We start from the raw sequence: 17803 nt of genomic DNA, 5'->3' as shown, positions 1-17803 counted from the left end.
ACTGTTATCGCCCGGCTTGACCCGGCGATAACAGCAGAAATTAGATCGTCTGGTTATACGCGCCGACTTCCGGATGCGTCCGCAGCACCACATTCATGGCTTCGAACATGTCGTGCATCCGCGCTTCGGAGACCGGGCTTTCGACCACGACCACCAGCTCCGGCTTATTTGATGACGCCCGCACAAGACCCCAGCTGCCGTCCTCGCAGGTGACGCGCACGCCGTTGACCGTGACGAGATCGCGGATCGATTGTCCTGCGACTTTGTCGCCCTTCTTCTGCGCATCCTCGAAATGCTTCACCACCGCAGCGACGACGCCATATTTGGTCTCGTCGGCACAATGCGGCGACATGGTCGGCGACGACCAGGTCTTCGGCAGCGCGTCCTTGAGATCGGCCATGGTCTTGCCCGGCGCGCGGTCCATCATTTCGCAGATCGCAATCGCCGAGACGAGGCCGTCGTCATAGCCACGGCCCACCGGCGCATTGAAGAAGAAGTGACCGGATTTCTCGAAGCCAGCGAGCGCCTTCAGCTCATTGGTGCGGCGCTTCATATAGGAATGGCCGGTCTTCCAATAGGTCGTCTTGGCATTCTGCTTCTGCAGCACCGGATCCGTCACGAACAGTCCGGTCGATTTCACGTCGACCACGAAGGTCGCATCCTTGTGAACCGCGGACATATCGCGCGCGAGCATCACGCCGACCTTGTCGGCGAAGATTTCCTCACCGGTGTTGTCGACGACGCCGCAGCGATCGCCGTCACCGTCAAAACCGAGACCGACATCGGCCTTGTGTTCGAGCACCGCATCACGGATCGCATGCAGCATCTCCATGTCTTCCGGATTCGGATTGTATTTCGGGAAGGTGTGATCGAGCTCGGTATCGAGCGGGATCACCTCGCAGCCGATCGCTTCCATCACTTGTGGTGCGAAAGCGCCGGCAGTGCCGTTCCCGCAAGCCACGACGACCTTCAGCTTGCGCTTCAGCTTCGGGCGATTGGTGAGATCGGCGATATAACGCGCCGGATAATTCTCATGGAATTGGTAGGAGCCGCCAGCCTTGTTCTTGAATTCGGCATTGAGCACGATTTCCTTCAGCCGGGTCATCTCGTCCGGACCGAAGGTCAGCGGCTTGCTGGCGCCCATCTTCACACCGGTCCAGCCATTGTCGTTATGCGAGGCCGTCACCATGGCGACACAGGGCACATCGAGATCGAACTGCGCGAAATAGGCCATCGGCGTTACCGCGAGGCCGATATCATGGACCTTGCAGCCGGCGGCCATCAGGCCCGTCATCAGCGCGTATTTGATCGAGGCGGAGTAGCCACGGAAATCGTGTCCGGTGACGATTTCCTGTTTCTGGCCGAGTTCTGCAATCAGCGCACCGAGCCCCATGCCCAGCGCCTGAATGCCCATCAGGTTGATTTCCTTGCCGAACAGCCAGCGCGCGTCATATTCGCGAAAACCCGTGGCCTTTACCATCGGCTCGGATTCGTAAGCGTAGGTATTCGGCACGAGCAAGGGCTTCGGCTTCGGAAACATCGCAGGACCTCGCATCAATTGGGATCAGTCTTGAATGCGCAGGCTTAGCCTTTGCGCACGCCCGTGGGAAGGCGCATGGGCATTCAAGGATGCGAGTTTGTTTAGAATTGGGCTGCGGCGTAAATGCAGTGGGGATATGAGGTACTACTGTTCGAGTACCATCCGGCCATTTGCATATTCGAAGCGTTTCAACTTCGAGAGAAACGACAGGCCGAGCAGATTCTCGGACAGTGCCTCATCGGGCAGCACCATCGCATCGACATCACGCACGGTCAGCTCACCGACCTGCACGACAGCGATTCGCGTGCGCGCAGCCTTCAGCGTTCCGTTCGCCGTTGTCACCGTGGCGTTATAATCGGCACGCGAGGGACGCAGGCCAAATCGTGCCGCCGACTTTTCATTCAATGCGATGACAGATGCGCCAGTATCGACCATGAAGCCGATGCGCTGGCCCTCGATGCTCCCCTCAGTCTGGAAGTGACCGCGCGCATCGCGCGCAATCGACAGGCTACGGACACCGGCCTTTGCATTGCCCTGTGTGGTGGCTGCAGGGGATGACGCCTTCGCCATGGCCGGCGTCGTCGCCGTCATCTTGTCGGCCATCTGCGCCATCACGGTGCCCAGACCGATCAGGATCGCCGCGAAGAACATGATACTACGCATACGCAACCTCACTGAACGCAATCAGGGGAACCGCGAGTTCATCACACGGGCTCACCACCGTCCGTTCAGGACGGTCTTACAGACTGCTATTTTCGCGAAAAGGATGAGCGAAGCGTTAATGAGCGGCACTTTGCCTGATGATCACGTCCCGCGCGGCTTCACGCGGCGCGTCGGCAGCGCATTGGCGGGATCTTCCGGCCAGGGATGTCGCGGATAGCGGCCGCGCAGGTCCGAGCGCACGTCGAGGTAGCTGCCCCGCCAGAAGCCCGGTAGATCGCGCGTCACCTGCACCGGCCGCTGCGCCGGCGACAGCAATTCCAGCACCAGCGGCACCTTGCCCTTGGCGACCGACGGATGGGTGTTGAGCCCGAACAATTCCTGCAGACGGACGGCAATGGTCGGCCCCTGCTCGGCTTCGTAATCGATCGCCAGTACCGTCCCCGTCGGCGCCTCGAAATGCGTCGGCGCTTCCTTATCGAGCCGCGCGCGCAGATCCCAAGGCAGCAGGCCCATCACGGCATCGGACAGATCGCCCGCCGAAAAATCCCTCAAGGAGATCTTGTCGAACAGCGCCGGCATCAGCCAGCTCTCGCGCGTCGTAGCGAGCGCGGTGTCGGACAGATCGGGCCATGCGTCGCCTTCCGACGCACGCAGGAACATCACGCGGCCGCGCCACTGCTGCAGCGCCTTCGACCAGGGCAAGCGGTCGATGCCCGCGGCAACCAGACCGTCGGCGAAGACACGCGCGGTGTCTTCAGACGGTTTCAGCGTGAACGGTGCTTCCGACAACGTGATCGCATGCAGCACACGCTTGCGGCGCCCGCGCAGCGACATCGACGCCCGATCGAAACTGACATCGTCGGTATTCTCGATCTGATCGGCGAAGCGCGTTTCGATATCGGCCTGCGCGATCGGCGCTGCCAGCAGGATACGGCCATTGGCCGCCGTGCCGGTGAGCTCCGCCACGGCGATATATGGCGCGCGCGCAAGCGCGGCGCTTTGTTCGATCGACGCCCCTCGACCATTGGCCAGCACGAAACTGCCATTACCGCGGTTCTTGGCCACACGGTCCGGGAAAGCGAAAGCAAGCATGGTGCCGGTGGAAAGCTCCTCGTTCTCTTGGGCAGAAGAGGATTTTTCAACCTGCGACGCCCAGCGCTCCGCGAGCTGCCGGGCGCTGCCAGCGCGCTGCGAGCGATCGCGGCGGAACTGATCGAGTCTGACATCGAGATCGACGCTGTCGCCACCAAGGCCACGTTCAGTAAGGACCGCAGCGATCTCGGCAGCCTCCTCGCCATAGCCGAAGCGCGCCGAATCCACGATCATGCGCGCCAGCCGCGGCGGGAGCGCCAGCGCGCGCAGCGCATGGCCTTCCTCGGTAATACGGCCATCACCATCGAGCGCGCCGAGCTCGCCGAGCAGGCCGCGCGCTTCCTTCAGCGCCGGCGCGGGCGGCGGATCGAGGAAGGTCAGTTGCGCGGGATCGCTGACGCCCCATTGCGCGAGATCGAGCACCAGCGTGGACAGATCCGCGCTGAGAATTTCCGGCTGTGTGTAGGCCGGCAATGAGGCGGTCTGCGGCTCGTCCCATAGCCGGTAGCAGATGCCGGGCTCGGTCCGGCCGGCGCGGCCGCGGCGCTGATCGACGGCGGCGCGCGAGGCACGCACGGTTTCCAGCCGCGTCAGTCCGATGTCCGGCTCATAGCGCGGCACGCGCGCGACGCCGGAATCCACCACGATGCGCACGCCTTCGATGGTCAGCGAGGTCTCGGCAATCGAGGTCGCCAGCACGACCTTGCGCCGCCCCTTGGGCGCGGGCTGGATGGCACGGTCCTGCACGCCGGCATCGAGTGCACCGAATAAAGGGACGATCTCGATGGATGCATCCTGTACGCGCTCGGCGAGAAAATTCTGCGTGCGGCGGATCTCTGCAGCGCCCGGCAGGAACGCCAACACCGAGCCGGGATCGGCACGCAAGGCGGTCGCGATGGCGTCGGCCATCTGCCGCTCGAGCTGGATATCTGGCTTGCGGCCAAGATAGCGTGTCTCCACCGGATAAGCGCGCCCCTCGCTGGCGATGACCGGTGCATCGCCAAGCAGCTTCGCGATGCGCACACCGTCGATGGTCGCCGACATCACCAGGATGCGTAGGTCCTCACGCAATCCGGTCTGCGCATCGCGCGCCAGCGCGAGTCCCATATCGGCATCCAGCGAGCGTTCGTGAAATTCGTCGAACAGCACCGCGCCGATATTCCTCAACTCGGGATCGTCGAGGATCTGCCGCGAGAAGATGCCTTCGGTGACTACTTCGATCCGGGTGTTGCGCGAGATCTTGGAGCCGAAGCGGACGCGATAGCCGACGGTCTCGCCGACGCGCTCGCCCAGCGTTTTCGCCATACGCTCGGCGCTGGCGCGGGCTGCGATGCGCCGCGGCTCCAGCATGATGATCTTTTTGCCCTTCAGCCACGGCGCATCGAGCAAAGCCAGCGGCACGCGCGTGGTCTTGCCGGCGCCCGGCGGCGCCACCAGCACCGCGGCGTTGCCGGCGTCCAGCGCGCCTGACAGCTCATCGAGCACAGCATCGATGGGCAGGGGTGTATCGAAGGTTCGGGTCAAATCAGGCTCTGTAATGGTCCCGGCTGTCATACGCGGCAGCGGAGCGGCGGACCATCCCACATTCCTTAACCTGCGTTAACCACCCCGCCAAACTCGCCCTGCCGCGACCATTTGCGGGGCATATTTGGGGTTTAGAGAAAGGCAATTGAAACCGATCTCGTCTCATGATCCCGCCAAAAGAAGCGCCGAACAGGGGATACCGATGACCACCAGCGGCACATTCGCCGTCGCCGATCGCGCGGCGCTGTCAGGGACAGAGCGAATCGACTGGGTCGATTACGCCAAGGGTATCTGCATCATCATGGTGGTGATGATGCACTCGGTGCTGGGTGTCGAACTGGCAGCCGGCCAGACCGGCTACATGCATCTGCTGGTGGCCTTCGCCAAGCCGTTCCGGATGCCGGACTTCTTCCTGATCTCCGGGCTATTTCTGGCTGTCGTCATCGACCGCGACTGGCGGACCTATCTCGACCGCAAGGTCGTCCACTTCCTGTATTTCTACGTACTCTGGGTGACCATCCAGTTCGGCTTCAAGGCGCCCGGCTTTGCTGCCGAACACGGCTGGGCCTATGTCGCCAATCTCTATCTGATCTCCTATATCGAGCCGTTCGGTACGCTGTGGTTTATCTATATGCTGCCGGCGTTCTTCATCGTCACCAAGCTGGCGCGGCGCGTGCCGCCGCTGCTGATCTGGGGCATCGCCGCCGCACTGGAGATGGCGCATATCAGCACCGGCTGGACGATGATCGACGAGTTCTGCTCGCGCTTCGTCTATTTCTATTCGGGCTACCTGTTCGCGACGCAGGTCTTCGCGCTGTCCGATCGCGCACGGGCCAAACCAGTGATGGCGCTGGTCGGCCTTGCGGCCTGGGCGCTGGTCAATGCCGCTCTCGTCTATGACGGCTGCAGCGAATGGCCAGTGATCTCGCTGATGCTCGGCTTTGCCGGCGCGGTCGCGATCATCGTGATGGGCACGCTGCTAGCGAAGATGCAGTGGCTCGGCTTCATCCGCTTCTTCGGCGAGCATTCCATCGTGATCTATCTCGCCTTCTTCCTGCCGATGGCGACATCCCGCGCGCTGTTGCTGAAATTCAGCCCGTTCGACATCGGCACGATCTCGCTGCTGGTGACACTCTGCGGCGTCATCGGCGCGCTGGTGATCTGGAGGCTCGCGCTGATGGTCCGTGCGAACTTCCTGTTCGAGCGCCCGGCCGCGTTCTGGATTGCGCCGAAAAAGAAAAGCGCGACGCTGCAGGCGGCGGAGTAGAACTTACACCGCCGTCGGCGACCTTCCGTCATCGAGCTTCACGCCGTCCTTCATGCCCTCAATCTTGGCGCGGAAACCTTCCGCGTCGCCGAAATCCGCAAATCCGACATAATGCGGATGCGGGCCGAGCACGCGGCGCGCATGCTTGATCGGGCACCAATAGACTTCGGTGCGGGCGGCAACTTCGCGCACGAAGGCGGCCACGCCGTTACAGTATGAGCAATAGGCGCAGTTCACCTTTTCGATGATGTTGAGGTAAGCGAGGTGATGCCGGTCGAACACCAGATAGTCGCGCCGCCGCACCTTGGGGATACCGTAGATCGGAAAGCAGATCGCCTGATAGGCCATGACCCAGAGATCGATCAGTACGAAGGGGATGATCAGCGAATAGATCACCGGAGCGGACAACACGATCAGCGGATTGGCGCTGAAGAGGTATTTCGACGCGCCCACCTTGATGGCGCGCTGCAGCTTCTCGATATCCTGCTCGAACACGATCTTGCGCCGCTCGAAACGGAAGCGCAGCTCTTCCCGCCGGCGGGTCAGCTCGGCCTCGATCTCGGCCTCCACGCCCTTCATCTTGTCCATCAGTTCGGCGAGCTCGGGCATGAATGGTCCTTCGATTGGCAATAACCGGCGCAAGGGCACATGGAACAGGGCGCGGCGCAAGCCGGGCGGCATCACAAAAACCGGCGGGATGACTGGCTGACAGACTGTCATTTCCGGCGAAAATCCTTAAGTTGCGGCCATGCCGAAAACCTCAGAAACAACCGCCGCCAAGCCCGCCACCGTCAAGGCCCTCGCGAAGGGTGACCATGTCTTTCTGGTCGACGGCTCGTCCTATATTTTCCGCGCCTATCACGCACTGCCGCCGCTGAACCGCAAATCCGACGGGCTGCAGGTCAATGCGGTGCTGGGCTTCTGCAACATGCTGTGGAAGCTGATCCGCGACATGCCGCCGGACAACCGGCCGACGCATCTGGCGATCATCTTCGACAAGTCGGAAGTGACCTTCCGCAACAAGTTGTATCCCGAATACAAGGCGCACCGGCCGCCGGCGCCGGACGACCTGATCCCGCAATTCGCGCTGATCCGCGACGCCGTCCGCGCCTTCGACCTGCCGAGCATCGAACAATCAGGCTTCGAGGCCGACGATCTGATTGCGACCTATGTCCGCGAAGCCGGTGAACGCGGCGCGACCGCCACCATCGTGTCGTCGGACAAGGATCTGATGCAGCTCGTGACCGAGCAAGTCACCATGTACGACACCATGAAGGATCGTCGCCTCGGCATTGCCGAGGTGATTGAGAAATTCGGTGTGCCGCCGAACAAGGTCGTCGAAGTGCAGGCGCTGGCCGGCGACAGCGTCGACAACGTGCCGGGTGTCCCCGGCATCGGCATCAAGACCGCTGCGCAACTGATCACCGAATATGGCGATCTTGAAACGCTGCTGAACCGCGCTGGCGAGATCAAGCAGCCGAAGCGCCGTGAGTCGCTGATCGAGCACGCCGAGAAGGCGCGCATCTCGCGGCAGCTCGTGCTGCTCGACGACAAGGTGGCGCTCGACGTGCCGCTCGATGACCTCGCGGTGCATGAGCCCGACGCACGCAAGCTGATCGCGTTCCTGAAGGCGATGGAATTCTCGACACTGACCCGACGCGTTGCCGAATATGCCGAGATCGATCCGGCGGATGTGGATGCCGACAGCGCAACGAAGAGCAGCTCCGCGCCCTCCGCTCATAGAGCAGGCGGCGATCTGTTCGGGAACACCGAATCTACATCCACTGCGAAAAGCAAAACAGGCGCAACCGGCCCAGTGAGCGGTAGCGCCCATGCGACCGGTCCCGGCAGCAAGGACGTGCTCACCCCGATCTCGCTGGCCAAGGCCCGCGCCGAAGCCGCGCGCAAGATGCCGGTGAAGCGCGACAACTACCGGTCCGTGCGCACGCTCGCCGAGCTCAACACGTGGATCGCCAGGATTGTCGATACCGGTCACGTCGCGTTCGAATGCAAGGCGTCGTCGATCGATCCGATGCAGGCCGACATGGTCGGCATCGCGCTGTCGCTCGGTCCGAATGATGCCTGCTATGTGCCGCTGGCCCATCGCCAATCCGGCGATGGCGCAGGCCTGTTCGCCGCCGATCTCGAGCCCGACCAGATCAAGGCTGCCGATGCGCTTGAAGCGCTGAAACCGGTGCTGGAATCCGCGGGCCTGCTGAAGATCGGCTTCAACATCAAGTTTACCGCGGTGCTGCTCGCACAACACGGCATCACGCTGCGCAATCATGACGACGTGCAACTGATGTCCTATGCGCTCGACGCCGGGCGCAACGCCCATGGCCTCGATGCGCTCGCCGAGATCTGGCTCGGCCATGCCATGTTGACCTTTGGCGAACTGATCGGCTCCGGTAAGGGCAAGCTGACGTTCGAACAGGTCAAGATCGACCGCGCCACGGCCTATGCCGCCGAAGACGCCGACGTGCTGCTGCGGCTGTGGAATGTGCTGAAGCCGCGCCTTGCGGCCGAGCGCATGACCACCGTCTATGAGACGTTGGAGCGGCCGCTGATCTCCGTGCTCGCCCGCATGGAGCGCCGCGGCATCTCCATCGACCGTCAGGTGCTGTCGAAACTCTCGGCCGACTTCGCGCAGACCGCTGCGCGCATCGAAGCCGAAATCCGCGAGATTGCCGGCGAAGAGGTCAATATCGGCAGTCCCAAGCAATTAGGCGATATCCTGTTCGGCAAGATGGGTCTGCCGGGCGGCAGCAAGACCAAGACCGGCGCGTGGTCGACTTCCGCGCAGGTGCTCGATGACCTCGCCGAACAAGGCCACGAATTCCCGCGCAAGATACTCGACTGGCGTCAGGTATCGAAACTACGTTCGACCTATACCGACGCGCTGCCGAATTACGTGCATCCGCAGACCCATCGCGTTCACACCACCTACGCACTGGCGGCAACCACCACGGGCCGCCTATCGTCCAACGAGCCGAACCTGCAGAACATCCCTGTTCGTACCGAGGATGGCCGCAAGATTCGCCGTGCCTTCATCGCCGCTGATGGACACAAGCTGGTGTCGGCCGACTACTCGCAGATCGAATTGCGACTGCTGGCAGAGATCGCCGATATCCCCGTGCTGAAACAGGCCTTCCAGGACGGGCTCGACATTCACGCCATGACGGCTTCGGAAATGTTCGGCGTGCCGGTCAAGGACATGCCGGCGGAAATCCGCCGCCGCGCCAAGGCGATCAATTTCGGCATCATCTACGGCATTTCGGCCTTCGGCCTCGCCAACCAGCTCAGCATCCCCCGCGAGGAAGCCGGCGCCTATATCAAGAAGTACTTCGAACGCTTCCCTGGCATCCGCGCTTACATGGATCAGACGCGCGATTTCTGCCGGGAGCACGGCTATGTGCAGACCCTGTTCGGCCGCAAGTGCCACTACCCGGACATCAAGGCAAGCAACGCCTCGATCCGCGCCTTCAACGAACGCGCCGCCATCAATGCCCGCCTGCAGGGCACCGCGGCCGATATCATCCGCCGCGCCATGACGCGGATGGAAGATGCGCTGGCGGAGAAGAAGCTGTCAGCGAAGATGCTGCTGCAGGTGCATGACGAACTGATCTTCGAAGTCCCCGACGACGAAGTCGCGGCGACGCTGCCGATCGTGCAGCACACCATGCAGGACGCACCGTTCCCGGCGGTGCTGCTGTCGGTGCCACTGCAGGTCGATGCGCGCGCGGCGGATAATTGGGAAGAGGCGCACTAGTTTTACCGCCCAAATCGGCGCCGCAGATGGATTTCGACTATCTGCGATGCCGAATCTGAAATGGTTCGACGCCATCCCATGGGCTAAACAACGACCATTCCCAGCCAGCGAATGGTCCCATGCCCCATCTCACATCCCTGCTCGGTTTCGCTCTCGTCTCGCTCGGCATGGTGCTGACGCCGGGACCGAACATGATCTATCTGATCTCGCGCTCGATCACACAGGGCCCGGCAGCCGGCATGGTGTCGCTCGGCGGTGTGGCACTGGGCTTCATCTTCTACATGCTGTGCGCGGCCTTCGGCATCACCGCGCTGCTGTTCGCAGTCCCTTACGCCTATGACGCGCTGAGGCTCGCCGGCGCGGCCTATCTGCTGTGGCTGGCCTGGCAGGCGCTGAAGCCGAACGGACGCTCGCCGTTCCAGGTCAAGAAGCTGGCCATCGACAGCCCGCGCAAGCTGTTCGTCATGGGCTTCGTCACCAATCTGCTCAATCCAAAGATCGCGATGCTGTATCTGGCGCTGCTGCCACAGTTCATCGATCCCACGGCCGGCAGCGTGCTGACACAGTCGCTGGTGCTCGGATCGACGCAGACCATCATCAGCGTCGGCGTCAACGGGCTGATCGCGCTCGGCGCCGGATCGATCGCGCTGTTTCTCGGCGAGCGACCGACCTGGCTCAAGCTGCAGCGCTGGCTGATGGGCACGGTGCTCGCCGGCCTCGCCGTGCGGATGGCGCTGGAAACGCGGAAGGCGTGATCTTCCTAACCTCGCCCCGCTCTTTGCGGGGAGAGGTCGCGCGCAGCTTTGCGCGCGGGTGAGGGGCAGGGCACCGTGCCAGCCTCACTAACAGTCTATCGGATCGGAAAGTCGAACCACGCGTTGAGCAATACGCGAGTAGCACGGACGTTGTGACGTCAGCGCCATGCCCCTCACCCCTACCCTCTCCCCGCGCAGAGCGGGGAGAGGGAGCTTCCCTCAATCCAGCTTCGCCTCCATGCCCCGCTTCACGCCGGGCCGCGCCATCAACGCATCGTACCAGCGGCCGACATTCGGGAAATCGGCGAAAGACACCTTGTGGCGTTCGTGGCGCCAGGCCCAGCCGAGGATGGCGAAATCAGCCACCGACAGCGCGCCGGCAACGAATTCATGGTCGGCCAGGCGACGATCCAGTACGCCGTAGAGCCGGCGGGTCTCGTCCGAATAGCGCTTCAGCCCATAGACGCGCTGGGTTTCGTCCTCCAGCGCGATGAAGTGATGCACCTGGCCGGGCATCGGACCGAAGCCCCCCATCTGCCACATCAGCCATTCCAGCACCGGAATCCGCTCACCGAGAGACTTCGGCAGAAATTTACCGGTCTTTTCGCCGAGATAGAGCAGAATGGCGCCGGATTCGAACACGCTGACCGGCTTGCCATCCGGCCCTTCGGGATCGACGATAGCCGGGATCTTGTTGTTCGGGCTGATTTTCAGGAATTCGGGCTTCATCTGCTCGCCCTTGCCGATATGCACCGGGAAAACCTTGTAAGGCAGCTCCATTTCCTCCAGCGCGACGGAGATCTTGCGGCCGTTCGGCGTATTCCAGGTGTGCAGCTCGATAGTCATGCGATTCCTCTTCCGGTCTTGCCTGATCTTATTGCCCGGTCTGTAGCATCGTCCCAACGGGCGGTAAAACGGCCCGAGAGTGTTGACGAGGCCCGTGCCAGTCTGGAATGTGCCGGAAAGCGCCGATAGATTGCGCCCGGTTCAGCACAGAGACCGTTTCAACAGAGACATGCCATTGACCAAATCAGCCGCCCGCGCCCGCCTGTTCGAGATCATCCGCGACCGTTCGTTCGGTTATGGTGAGATCACGCTGGCTTCGGGCCGCAAGAGCAATTTCTATTTCAACCTGAAACCCACGATGTGCCACCCGGAAGGCGCGGCGCTGCTGGCCGAGCTGACCTACGACGCGCTGCGCGACGACAATCTCGATTATGTTGGCGGGCTTGAGATGGGCGCCGTGCCGCTGGCCGGCGCGCTGGCGCAGCTGTCCTGGCTGAAGAACCATCCGATCGCGGCCTTCTTCGTCCGCAAGAAGCCGAAGGAACATGGCGCGCGCCTCGCCGTCGAAGGCCTCGCCAAGGGCGAGACGCTGGAGGGTAAGCGCATCGTCATTGTCGAGGACGTCACCACCACTGGTGGCTCTGCCGTGAAGGCGCTCGAAGCCGTGCGCGAGGCCGGCGGCGAAGTCGTGCTGGTCTTCACCATGGTGGACCGCGACGAAGGCGCAGCCGAGACCTTCGCCAAGGCCGGCGTGGCGTTTCGCTCGCTTTACAAGGCCGGCGAATTTCTGAAGGGTTGACCCTTCATCGGCTCCGTTCACGCGCAAAGCGCGCGAGGATGCAGTGAAAGGTCACCTTTTGCTTCGCTTCATCGCCCTCGCTGCTCTGCTCCTCATTGTCACGCTTGCGCCCGACATGGCGCATGCAGCCGAGGGCGGCCTCGATGGCACCAGGCTGTCGCTGCTGTGGGCATTACCATTTGCCGGCATCCTGCTGTGCATCGCCACCGGACCGGTGCTCTATCATCACCTGTGGGAGCACCATTACGGCAAGTTCGCCGCGTTCTGGGCCGCGTTGGTCATCGTGCCGCTGTTCTTCGTGACTGATGCAACGACCGTGGTGCACACGCTCTCCCACACCGTGCTGCTCGAATATCTGCCGTTCATTCTGCTGCTGCTGGCGCTGTTCACCGTGGCCGGCGGAATCTATGTCGAGGGCAACCTGCATGACAGCGTGTTCACCAATACGGCGCTGCTGGGCTTCGGCACGCTGATCGCCAGCGTTGTCGGTACCACCGGTGCGTCGATGATCCTGATCCGGCCGCTGATCCGCGCCAATGACGATCGTCGCACTAACGTCCACGTGGTGGTGTTCTTCATCTTCCTCGTCTCGAATATCGGCGGCTCGCTCTCACCGCTCGGCGACCCACCGCTGTTTCTCGGCTTCCTCCGCGGCGTCGATTTCTTCTGGACCACGGTGCACATTTTTCCGGAAACGCTGTTCGCGGCCGGCATCGTGCTGGCGATCTTCATGGTGCTCGATGTCTATTTGCATCATCGCGAAGGCAACTTTCCCAGGAAGAAAGACCCGACGCCGGATTCGCCGTTGCATTTGCACGGCAAGATCAACCTGCTGCTGCTGGTCGTGATCATCGGCGCTATCCTGATGAGCGCGAGCTGGAAGCCCGGCATCACGTTCACCGTGCTCGGCACGCCGCTTGCATTGCAGGATCTGCTGCGCGACGTGATCTTCGTGCTGGTGACATTTGCGTCGCTGTGGCTGACCAAGACCGAGCATCGCAAGGCGAACGATTTCAAATGGGGGCCGATCGAGGAAGTCGCACTGCTGTTCGCCGGCATTTTCATCTGCATCGTGCCGGTCATGGCCATGCTGCAGGCTGGTGCCAATGGCCCGTTTGCGCCGCTGGTGGCGCTCGTCAGCCATGCCGACGGTACGCCGAACAATGCCGCTTATTTCTGGCTGACCGGCATCCTGTCGTCGTTCCTCGACAATGCGCCAACCTATCTGGTGTTCTTCGAACTCACCGGCGGTGACGCCAAGACATTGATGGCATCGGGCGCGGCGACGCTGGCGGCGATTTCAGCAGGCGCAGTGTTCATGGGCGCCAACACCTATATCGGCAACGCGCCGAATTTCATGGTCTATGCCATTGCCCGCGACGCGGGCATAAAAATGCCAAGCTTCTTCGGTTACATCCTGTGGTCGGGTGCGGTGCTGATCCCGGTCTTCCTGGTGATGACATGGGTGTTTTTCATCTAGCGCGCCGCGCTGGTTACCATTCATTTACCATGACGCCCTAACATGACACCGCACCGGAGCGTTTTCGCTCGGGCACTGACATGCGGTCGCGGAGCTGGCGTTGCGTCACAATCGAACATCCTCGCGTGTCGTGCGTCCCCTGGTGCTGCTGACGGCGATGAGTCTCGTCGCACTGACCCCGCAGATGGCATCTGCGCAAAATTTCTTCGACTTCCTGTTCGGCGGCGGCCAGCCGCAGAAACAGCAACAGCGCCGCGGCGCGCCCGCGCCGGAGAGCAATTTCTTCTCCGATCCGTTCGGCCTCAACACGCCGGCCGAAGCGCCGCCGCCCCAGCGCAGCGCATCTATCGGCGGCTCCGGTCCCGCCTTCTGCGTGCGCACCTGCGACGGCAAGTATTTTCCGCTAGGTCGCGGCATGAGCCCGGCGCAGATGTGCCAGGCATTCTGCCCGGCGGCGACCACCAAGGTCCTGTTCGGCAGCAGCATCGAGAACGCATCATCGAGCACCGGTGAGCGTTACAACGATCTGGAAAACGCCTTCGCCTATCGCAAGGCGCTGAAGGCCGACTGCACCTGCAACGGCCGCGATCCCTCCGGCCTCGCGCCGGTCGATCTGACGCTCGATACATCGCTGCGTCCCGGCGATGTGATCGCGACGACCAACGGTCTCGTCGCTTTCTCGGGCGTCCGTACCGGCAACACCCAGACCGCGGAATTCACGCCGGTGGCGAATTATCCCGGCCTGACCTCGGATGTCCGTGCCCGGCTCGGCGAGATGAAGGTGGCACCGGTCTCTGCAGAAATGATCACCGACGAAGCGCCCATGTCCGAAGCCGCGCGTGATGCAGCGCCGGCTGCTGCTACGACCGTCGTGCCGAAGAGCGCGCCAACGGCCCGTGCCAAGCGCGCCGAGCTTCAGTAGATCATCGACCGACGATGACGCCGATCACGTTCGGCGCCGAGAGATACTTCTCTTCGATCTCGGCACGCGCCGCAGCGCGATTCTCCGGCGTCAGCAATCCGCGCTTCTCGGCGAGAATCATCCAGCAATAGCCCCACCAGTCCGTCAGCATGCCGTGGTCGTCGACGAGGTCGTAGCCCTGTTCCGCGGCGAAAATCCGCGCATGCGCCTCGTCGAGCTGATCGAGCCAGGCGTGATCTTCCAGTGAGAACAGGTCATCGCTGATGTCGTCCGTCGTATAGCCCCAGACCGAGAGGCAAACGGTGTTGAACTCGCGATCGATCTGATCGTCATCGATCGGATGCCGGCGCGCCATCAAATGCAGCCGCGACAGCGACCGCGCAAAGTCGGCTATGCGGGTGAGAGCAAACTGATCGAAGGCAATGGTGGACATCTAGTCCTCGCGAGCTTGAACAGACCATAGATATTGTAGGCGAAGGAAACGAATCACCTCGGAATATCAATAGCTTACTAATTTGTTCTTAATTTGTTCCAATTTTTATAAATTCGGTTCTCGCGTGCCTGCCCAAATCCCGGGCAGCTCCATGGCAAAAGCTCGCCACCCCCACGGGTTCCGGGAGCAGCCAAATGCGCGTATGATTTTGGTCAGTGACACAGCTCAGGATGGCCGGTTTGTCAGATCTATCAGTCCCAGCAAAATTCCAGCCCGAGAATACGGCTGTCGATGAACTGGCGCTTGCCGACATCAAGAGCGCTATTCTCGTCAAATTGAGGCTGGCAATCGGCAAGGAAGCCGCATTCGCCACCAAGCACGATTGGTACAAGGCTGCCGCCCTGACGCTGCGCGACCGCATGGTGCATCGCTGGCTGAGCTCGGACAAAGAGAGCTACGACGCCGGCCGCAAGCGGGTCTATTATCTCTCGCTGGAATTCCTGATCGGCCGCCTGTTCACCGATGCGCTGAACAATATGGGCCTGCTGCCGCTGTTCGAAGCCGCGCTCGGCGATCTTGGTGTCGGCCTCGACGAACTCCGCAAATGCGAGCCGGATGCAGCGCTCGGCAATGGCGGCCTCGGCCGCCTCGCCGCTTGCTTCATGGAGAGCATGGCAACGCTCGGCATTCCAGCTTTTGGCTACGGCATCCGCTACAACTTCGGCCTGTTCCGTCAGGTCATCTCGCACGGCGTGCAGCAGGAATATCCCGACGAGTGGCTCGGCTTTGGCAATCCGTGGGAACTACCGCGGCGGGAAGTCACGTATAACGTCTATTTCGGTGGCAGCATCGAGACCGTCGAGGACGGCAAGGGCCGCAAGCAGGTCATCTGGCATCCCGGCGAGACCGTCGAGGCCGTTGCCTATGACACGCCCATCGTCGGCTGGCGCGGCCAACATGTGAACGCGCTGCGGCTGTGGTCGGCGCGCGCGCCGGATCCGCTGCGGCTCGACGTCTTCAACACCGGCGACTATGTCAGCGCCAGCGCCGAGCAGGCGCGCGCCGAAGCGATCTGCAAATTCCTCTATCCGAACGACGAGAGCGCCGCCGGCCGCGAATTGCGTCTGCGCCAGGAATACTTCTTCGTCTCCGCCTCGCTGCAGGATCTGGTGAAGCGTCACCTCCATTCCGACGGCAATCTGCGTGGCCTCGCCAACAAGGCGGCGGTGCAGATGAACGACACGCATCCGAGCCTGGCCATCGCCGAGCTGATGCGCATCCTGGTCGATCAGCACAATATGCGCTGGGATGCCGCCTGGCAGATCACCAACGCGACCTTGTCCTACACCAACCACACACTGCTGCCCGAAGCGCTGGAGACCTGGCCGGTCGAACTGTTCCAGCGTCTGCTGCCGCGGCATCTCGAAATCATCTACCGCATCAATGAAGCGCATCTCGACCGCGCCGATGCGACGCGCCCCGGCGACACCGCCTATCGCGCTTCGGTCTCGATCATCGACGAGACGTCAGGTCGCCGCGTGCGCATGGGCAATCTCGCTTTCATCGGCTCGCACCGCATCAACGGCGTTTCGGCGATGCATTCGGAGCTGATGAAGGAGACCGTGTTCCACGATCTCAACCAGCTCTATCCCGGCCGCATCACCAACAAGACCAACGGCATTACTTTCCGCCGCTGGCTGATGCTGGCCAATCCGAAGCTCACCGACCTGTTGCGCGCCACCTGCGGCGAAGCCGTGCTCGACGATCCCACCCGGCTCATCAAGCTCGAGGCTTTTGCCGGCGACGCCGCGTTCCAGCAGGAATTCCGCAAGGTCAAACATCACAACAAACTCGCGCTCGCGCGCGTGATTGGCGAGAAGCTCGGCGTTCAGGCCGATCCCTCGGCGCTGTTCGACGTGCAGATAAAGCGCATCCACGAATACAAGCGACAGCTGCTCAACCTCATTGAAACAGTCGCGCTGTATCAGGCGATCAAGGACGAGCCGGGCAAGGACTGGGTGCCGCGCGTCAAGATCTTTGCCGGCAAGGCAGCGGCGAGCTATCGCTACGCCAAGCTGATCATCCGCCTCATCAATGACGTCGCCGAGGTCGTGAACAACGACACCACGATCGGCGGCAAGCTGAAGGTCGCGTTCCTGCCGGACTACAATGTCAGTCTGGCGGAAGTCATCATTCCTGCGGCCGATCTCTCCGAACAGATCTCCACCGCCGGCATGGAAGCCTCCGGCACCGGTAATATGAAGCTCTCGCTGAACGGCGCGCTGACCATCGGCACGCTGGACGGCGCCAATATCGAAATCCGCGACAATGTCGGCCCGGAGAATATCGCGATCTTCGGCATGACTGCTGCGGAAGTTGTCGAGCGCCGTGCCAAGGGCCTCGACGCCTCCGACGTCATCAACAAATCGCCCAATCTCGGCCGCGCCATCCAGGCCATCGAGACCGGCGCGTTCTCGCCGGACGATCCTGGCCGCTACGCGTCAGTGGGCCACGCACTGCGCCATCTCGACCATTACGTCGTGAGTGCTGACTTTGACTCCTATTACGAAGCCCAGCGCGGCATCGACACGCGATGGAGGGCCGGCTCAGCCTGGAGTCGCGCCGCGATCCTCAACACCGCCAGGATGGGCTGGTTCTCGTCAGACCGCACCATCCGCGAATATGCCGATGATATCTGGGGCGTGCCGGTTGCTGGCGATCTGCCGGGCACACCGAGTCTGCAGGCACGAAAGGCAACGTAAGCGCGACGGTG

13 protein-coding genes are annotated in these 17803 nt (G+C 62.2%); 7 read left to right on the top strand and 6 right to left on the bottom strand.

What is annotated here, in order from left to right:
• Window positions 1–40: 40 nt before the first annotated feature.
• From AB7813_RS23285 to hrpB, 3 genes are all read right to left on the bottom strand, one after another.
• Entirely contained in the window at window positions 41–1540 is a 1500-nt protein-coding gene (locus AB7813_RS23285) for a phosphomannomutase/phosphoglucomutase (protein ID WP_089262839.1), read from the bottom strand.
• Between the two features lie 144 nt (window positions 1541–1684).
• Window positions 1685–2203 carry a TIGR02281 family clan AA aspartic protease gene (locus AB7813_RS23280; RefSeq protein ID WP_175368568.1) on the bottom strand — a complete coding sequence of 173 codons (519 nt, stop codon included), beginning with the start codon at window positions 2201–2203 and terminating at the stop codon, window positions 1685–1687.
• 141 nt (window positions 2204–2344) lie between these two features.
• The gene (hrpB, locus tag AB7813_RS23275; RefSeq protein ID WP_441228492.1) at window positions 2345–4819 is read right to left on the bottom strand and encodes an ATP-dependent helicase HrpB; all 2475 of its coding nucleotides are present in this window, start codon (window positions 4817–4819) and stop codon (window positions 2345–2347) included.
• Between the two features lie 202 nt (window positions 4820–5021).
• Between hrpB and AB7813_RS23270 the strand changes: the two genes are divergently transcribed.
• Window positions 5022–6086, top strand: a complete 1065-nt coding sequence (locus AB7813_RS23270) for an acyltransferase family protein (RefSeq protein ID WP_441228491.1) — start codon at window positions 5022–5024, stop codon at window positions 6084–6086.
• 3 nt (window positions 6087–6089) lie between these two features.
• Here the strand turns inward: AB7813_RS23270 and AB7813_RS23265 are convergent, their stop codons facing one another.
• Window positions 6090–6695: a hypothetical protein gene (locus AB7813_RS23265; protein ID WP_175368565.1), complete on the bottom strand. Its 606-nt coding sequence runs from the start codon at window positions 6693–6695 to the stop codon at window positions 6090–6092.
• Window positions 6696–6834: 139 nt separating this feature from the next.
• Between AB7813_RS23265 and polA the strand changes: the two genes are divergently transcribed.
• Entirely contained in the window at window positions 6835–9855 is a 3021-nt protein-coding gene (polA, locus tag AB7813_RS23260; protein WP_441228490.1) for a DNA polymerase I, read from the top strand.
• A 119-nt stretch (window positions 9856–9974) separates the two neighbouring features.
• Window positions 9975–10610 carry a LysE family translocator gene (locus AB7813_RS23255; RefSeq protein ID WP_089262849.1) on the top strand — a complete coding sequence of 212 codons (636 nt, stop codon included), beginning with the start codon at window positions 9975–9977 and terminating at the stop codon, window positions 10608–10610.
• Between the two features lie 219 nt (window positions 10611–10829).
• Here AB7813_RS23255 and AB7813_RS23250 read toward each other — a convergent pair whose 3' ends face one another.
• Complete coding sequence (locus tag AB7813_RS23250; protein ID WP_441228489.1) at window positions 10830–11456, bottom strand: glutathione S-transferase family protein; 627 nt, start codon at window positions 11454–11456, stop codon at window positions 10830–10832.
• A 175-nt stretch (window positions 11457–11631) separates the two neighbouring features.
• On the opposite strand from AB7813_RS23250, the gene pyrE reads away from it, so the two are divergent.
• The 3 genes from pyrE to AB7813_RS23235 all read left to right on the top strand — a co-directional run bounded on the left by pyrE (window position 11632) and on the right by AB7813_RS23235 (window position 14597).
• Window positions 11632–12195 (top strand): orotate phosphoribosyltransferase, encoded by a 564-nt coding sequence (gene pyrE, locus AB7813_RS23245; RefSeq protein WP_231078288.1) that lies wholly within the window; start codon window positions 11632–11634, stop codon window positions 12193–12195.
• Between the two features lie 115 nt (window positions 12196–12310).
• Window positions 12311–13675 (top strand): sodium:proton antiporter, encoded by a 1365-nt coding sequence (locus AB7813_RS23240; protein ID WP_441228990.1) that lies wholly within the window; start codon window positions 12311–12313, stop codon window positions 13673–13675.
• Between the two features lie 100 nt (window positions 13676–13775).
• Entirely contained in the window at window positions 13776–14597 is an 822-nt protein-coding gene (locus AB7813_RS23235) for a DUF2865 domain-containing protein (protein ID WP_414716819.1), read from the top strand.
• Window position 14598: 1 nt separating this feature from the next.
• On the opposite strand, the gene AB7813_RS23230 is transcribed toward AB7813_RS23235, so the two are convergent.
• Window positions 14599–15030: a hypothetical protein gene (locus AB7813_RS23230; RefSeq protein ID WP_089262853.1), complete on the bottom strand. Its 432-nt coding sequence runs from the start codon at window positions 15028–15030 to the stop codon at window positions 14599–14601.
• 230 nt (window positions 15031–15260) lie between these two features.
• Between AB7813_RS23230 and AB7813_RS23225 the strand changes: the two genes are divergently transcribed.
• Window positions 15261–17792 (top strand): glycogen/starch/alpha-glucan phosphorylase, encoded by a 2532-nt coding sequence (locus AB7813_RS23225; protein WP_120288235.1) that lies wholly within the window; start codon window positions 15261–15263, stop codon window positions 17790–17792.
• Window positions 17793–17803: the final 11 nt, after the last annotated feature.

This window comes from Tardiphaga sp. 20_F10_N6_6, from assembly GCF_052076045.1.
Taxonomy (GTDB): Bacteria; Pseudomonadota; Alphaproteobacteria; order Rhizobiales; family Xanthobacteraceae; genus Tardiphaga; species Tardiphaga robiniae.
The sequence above is the reverse complement of the archived record's forward strand: the minus strand, read 5'-3'. Positions and strand labels throughout refer to the sequence as shown.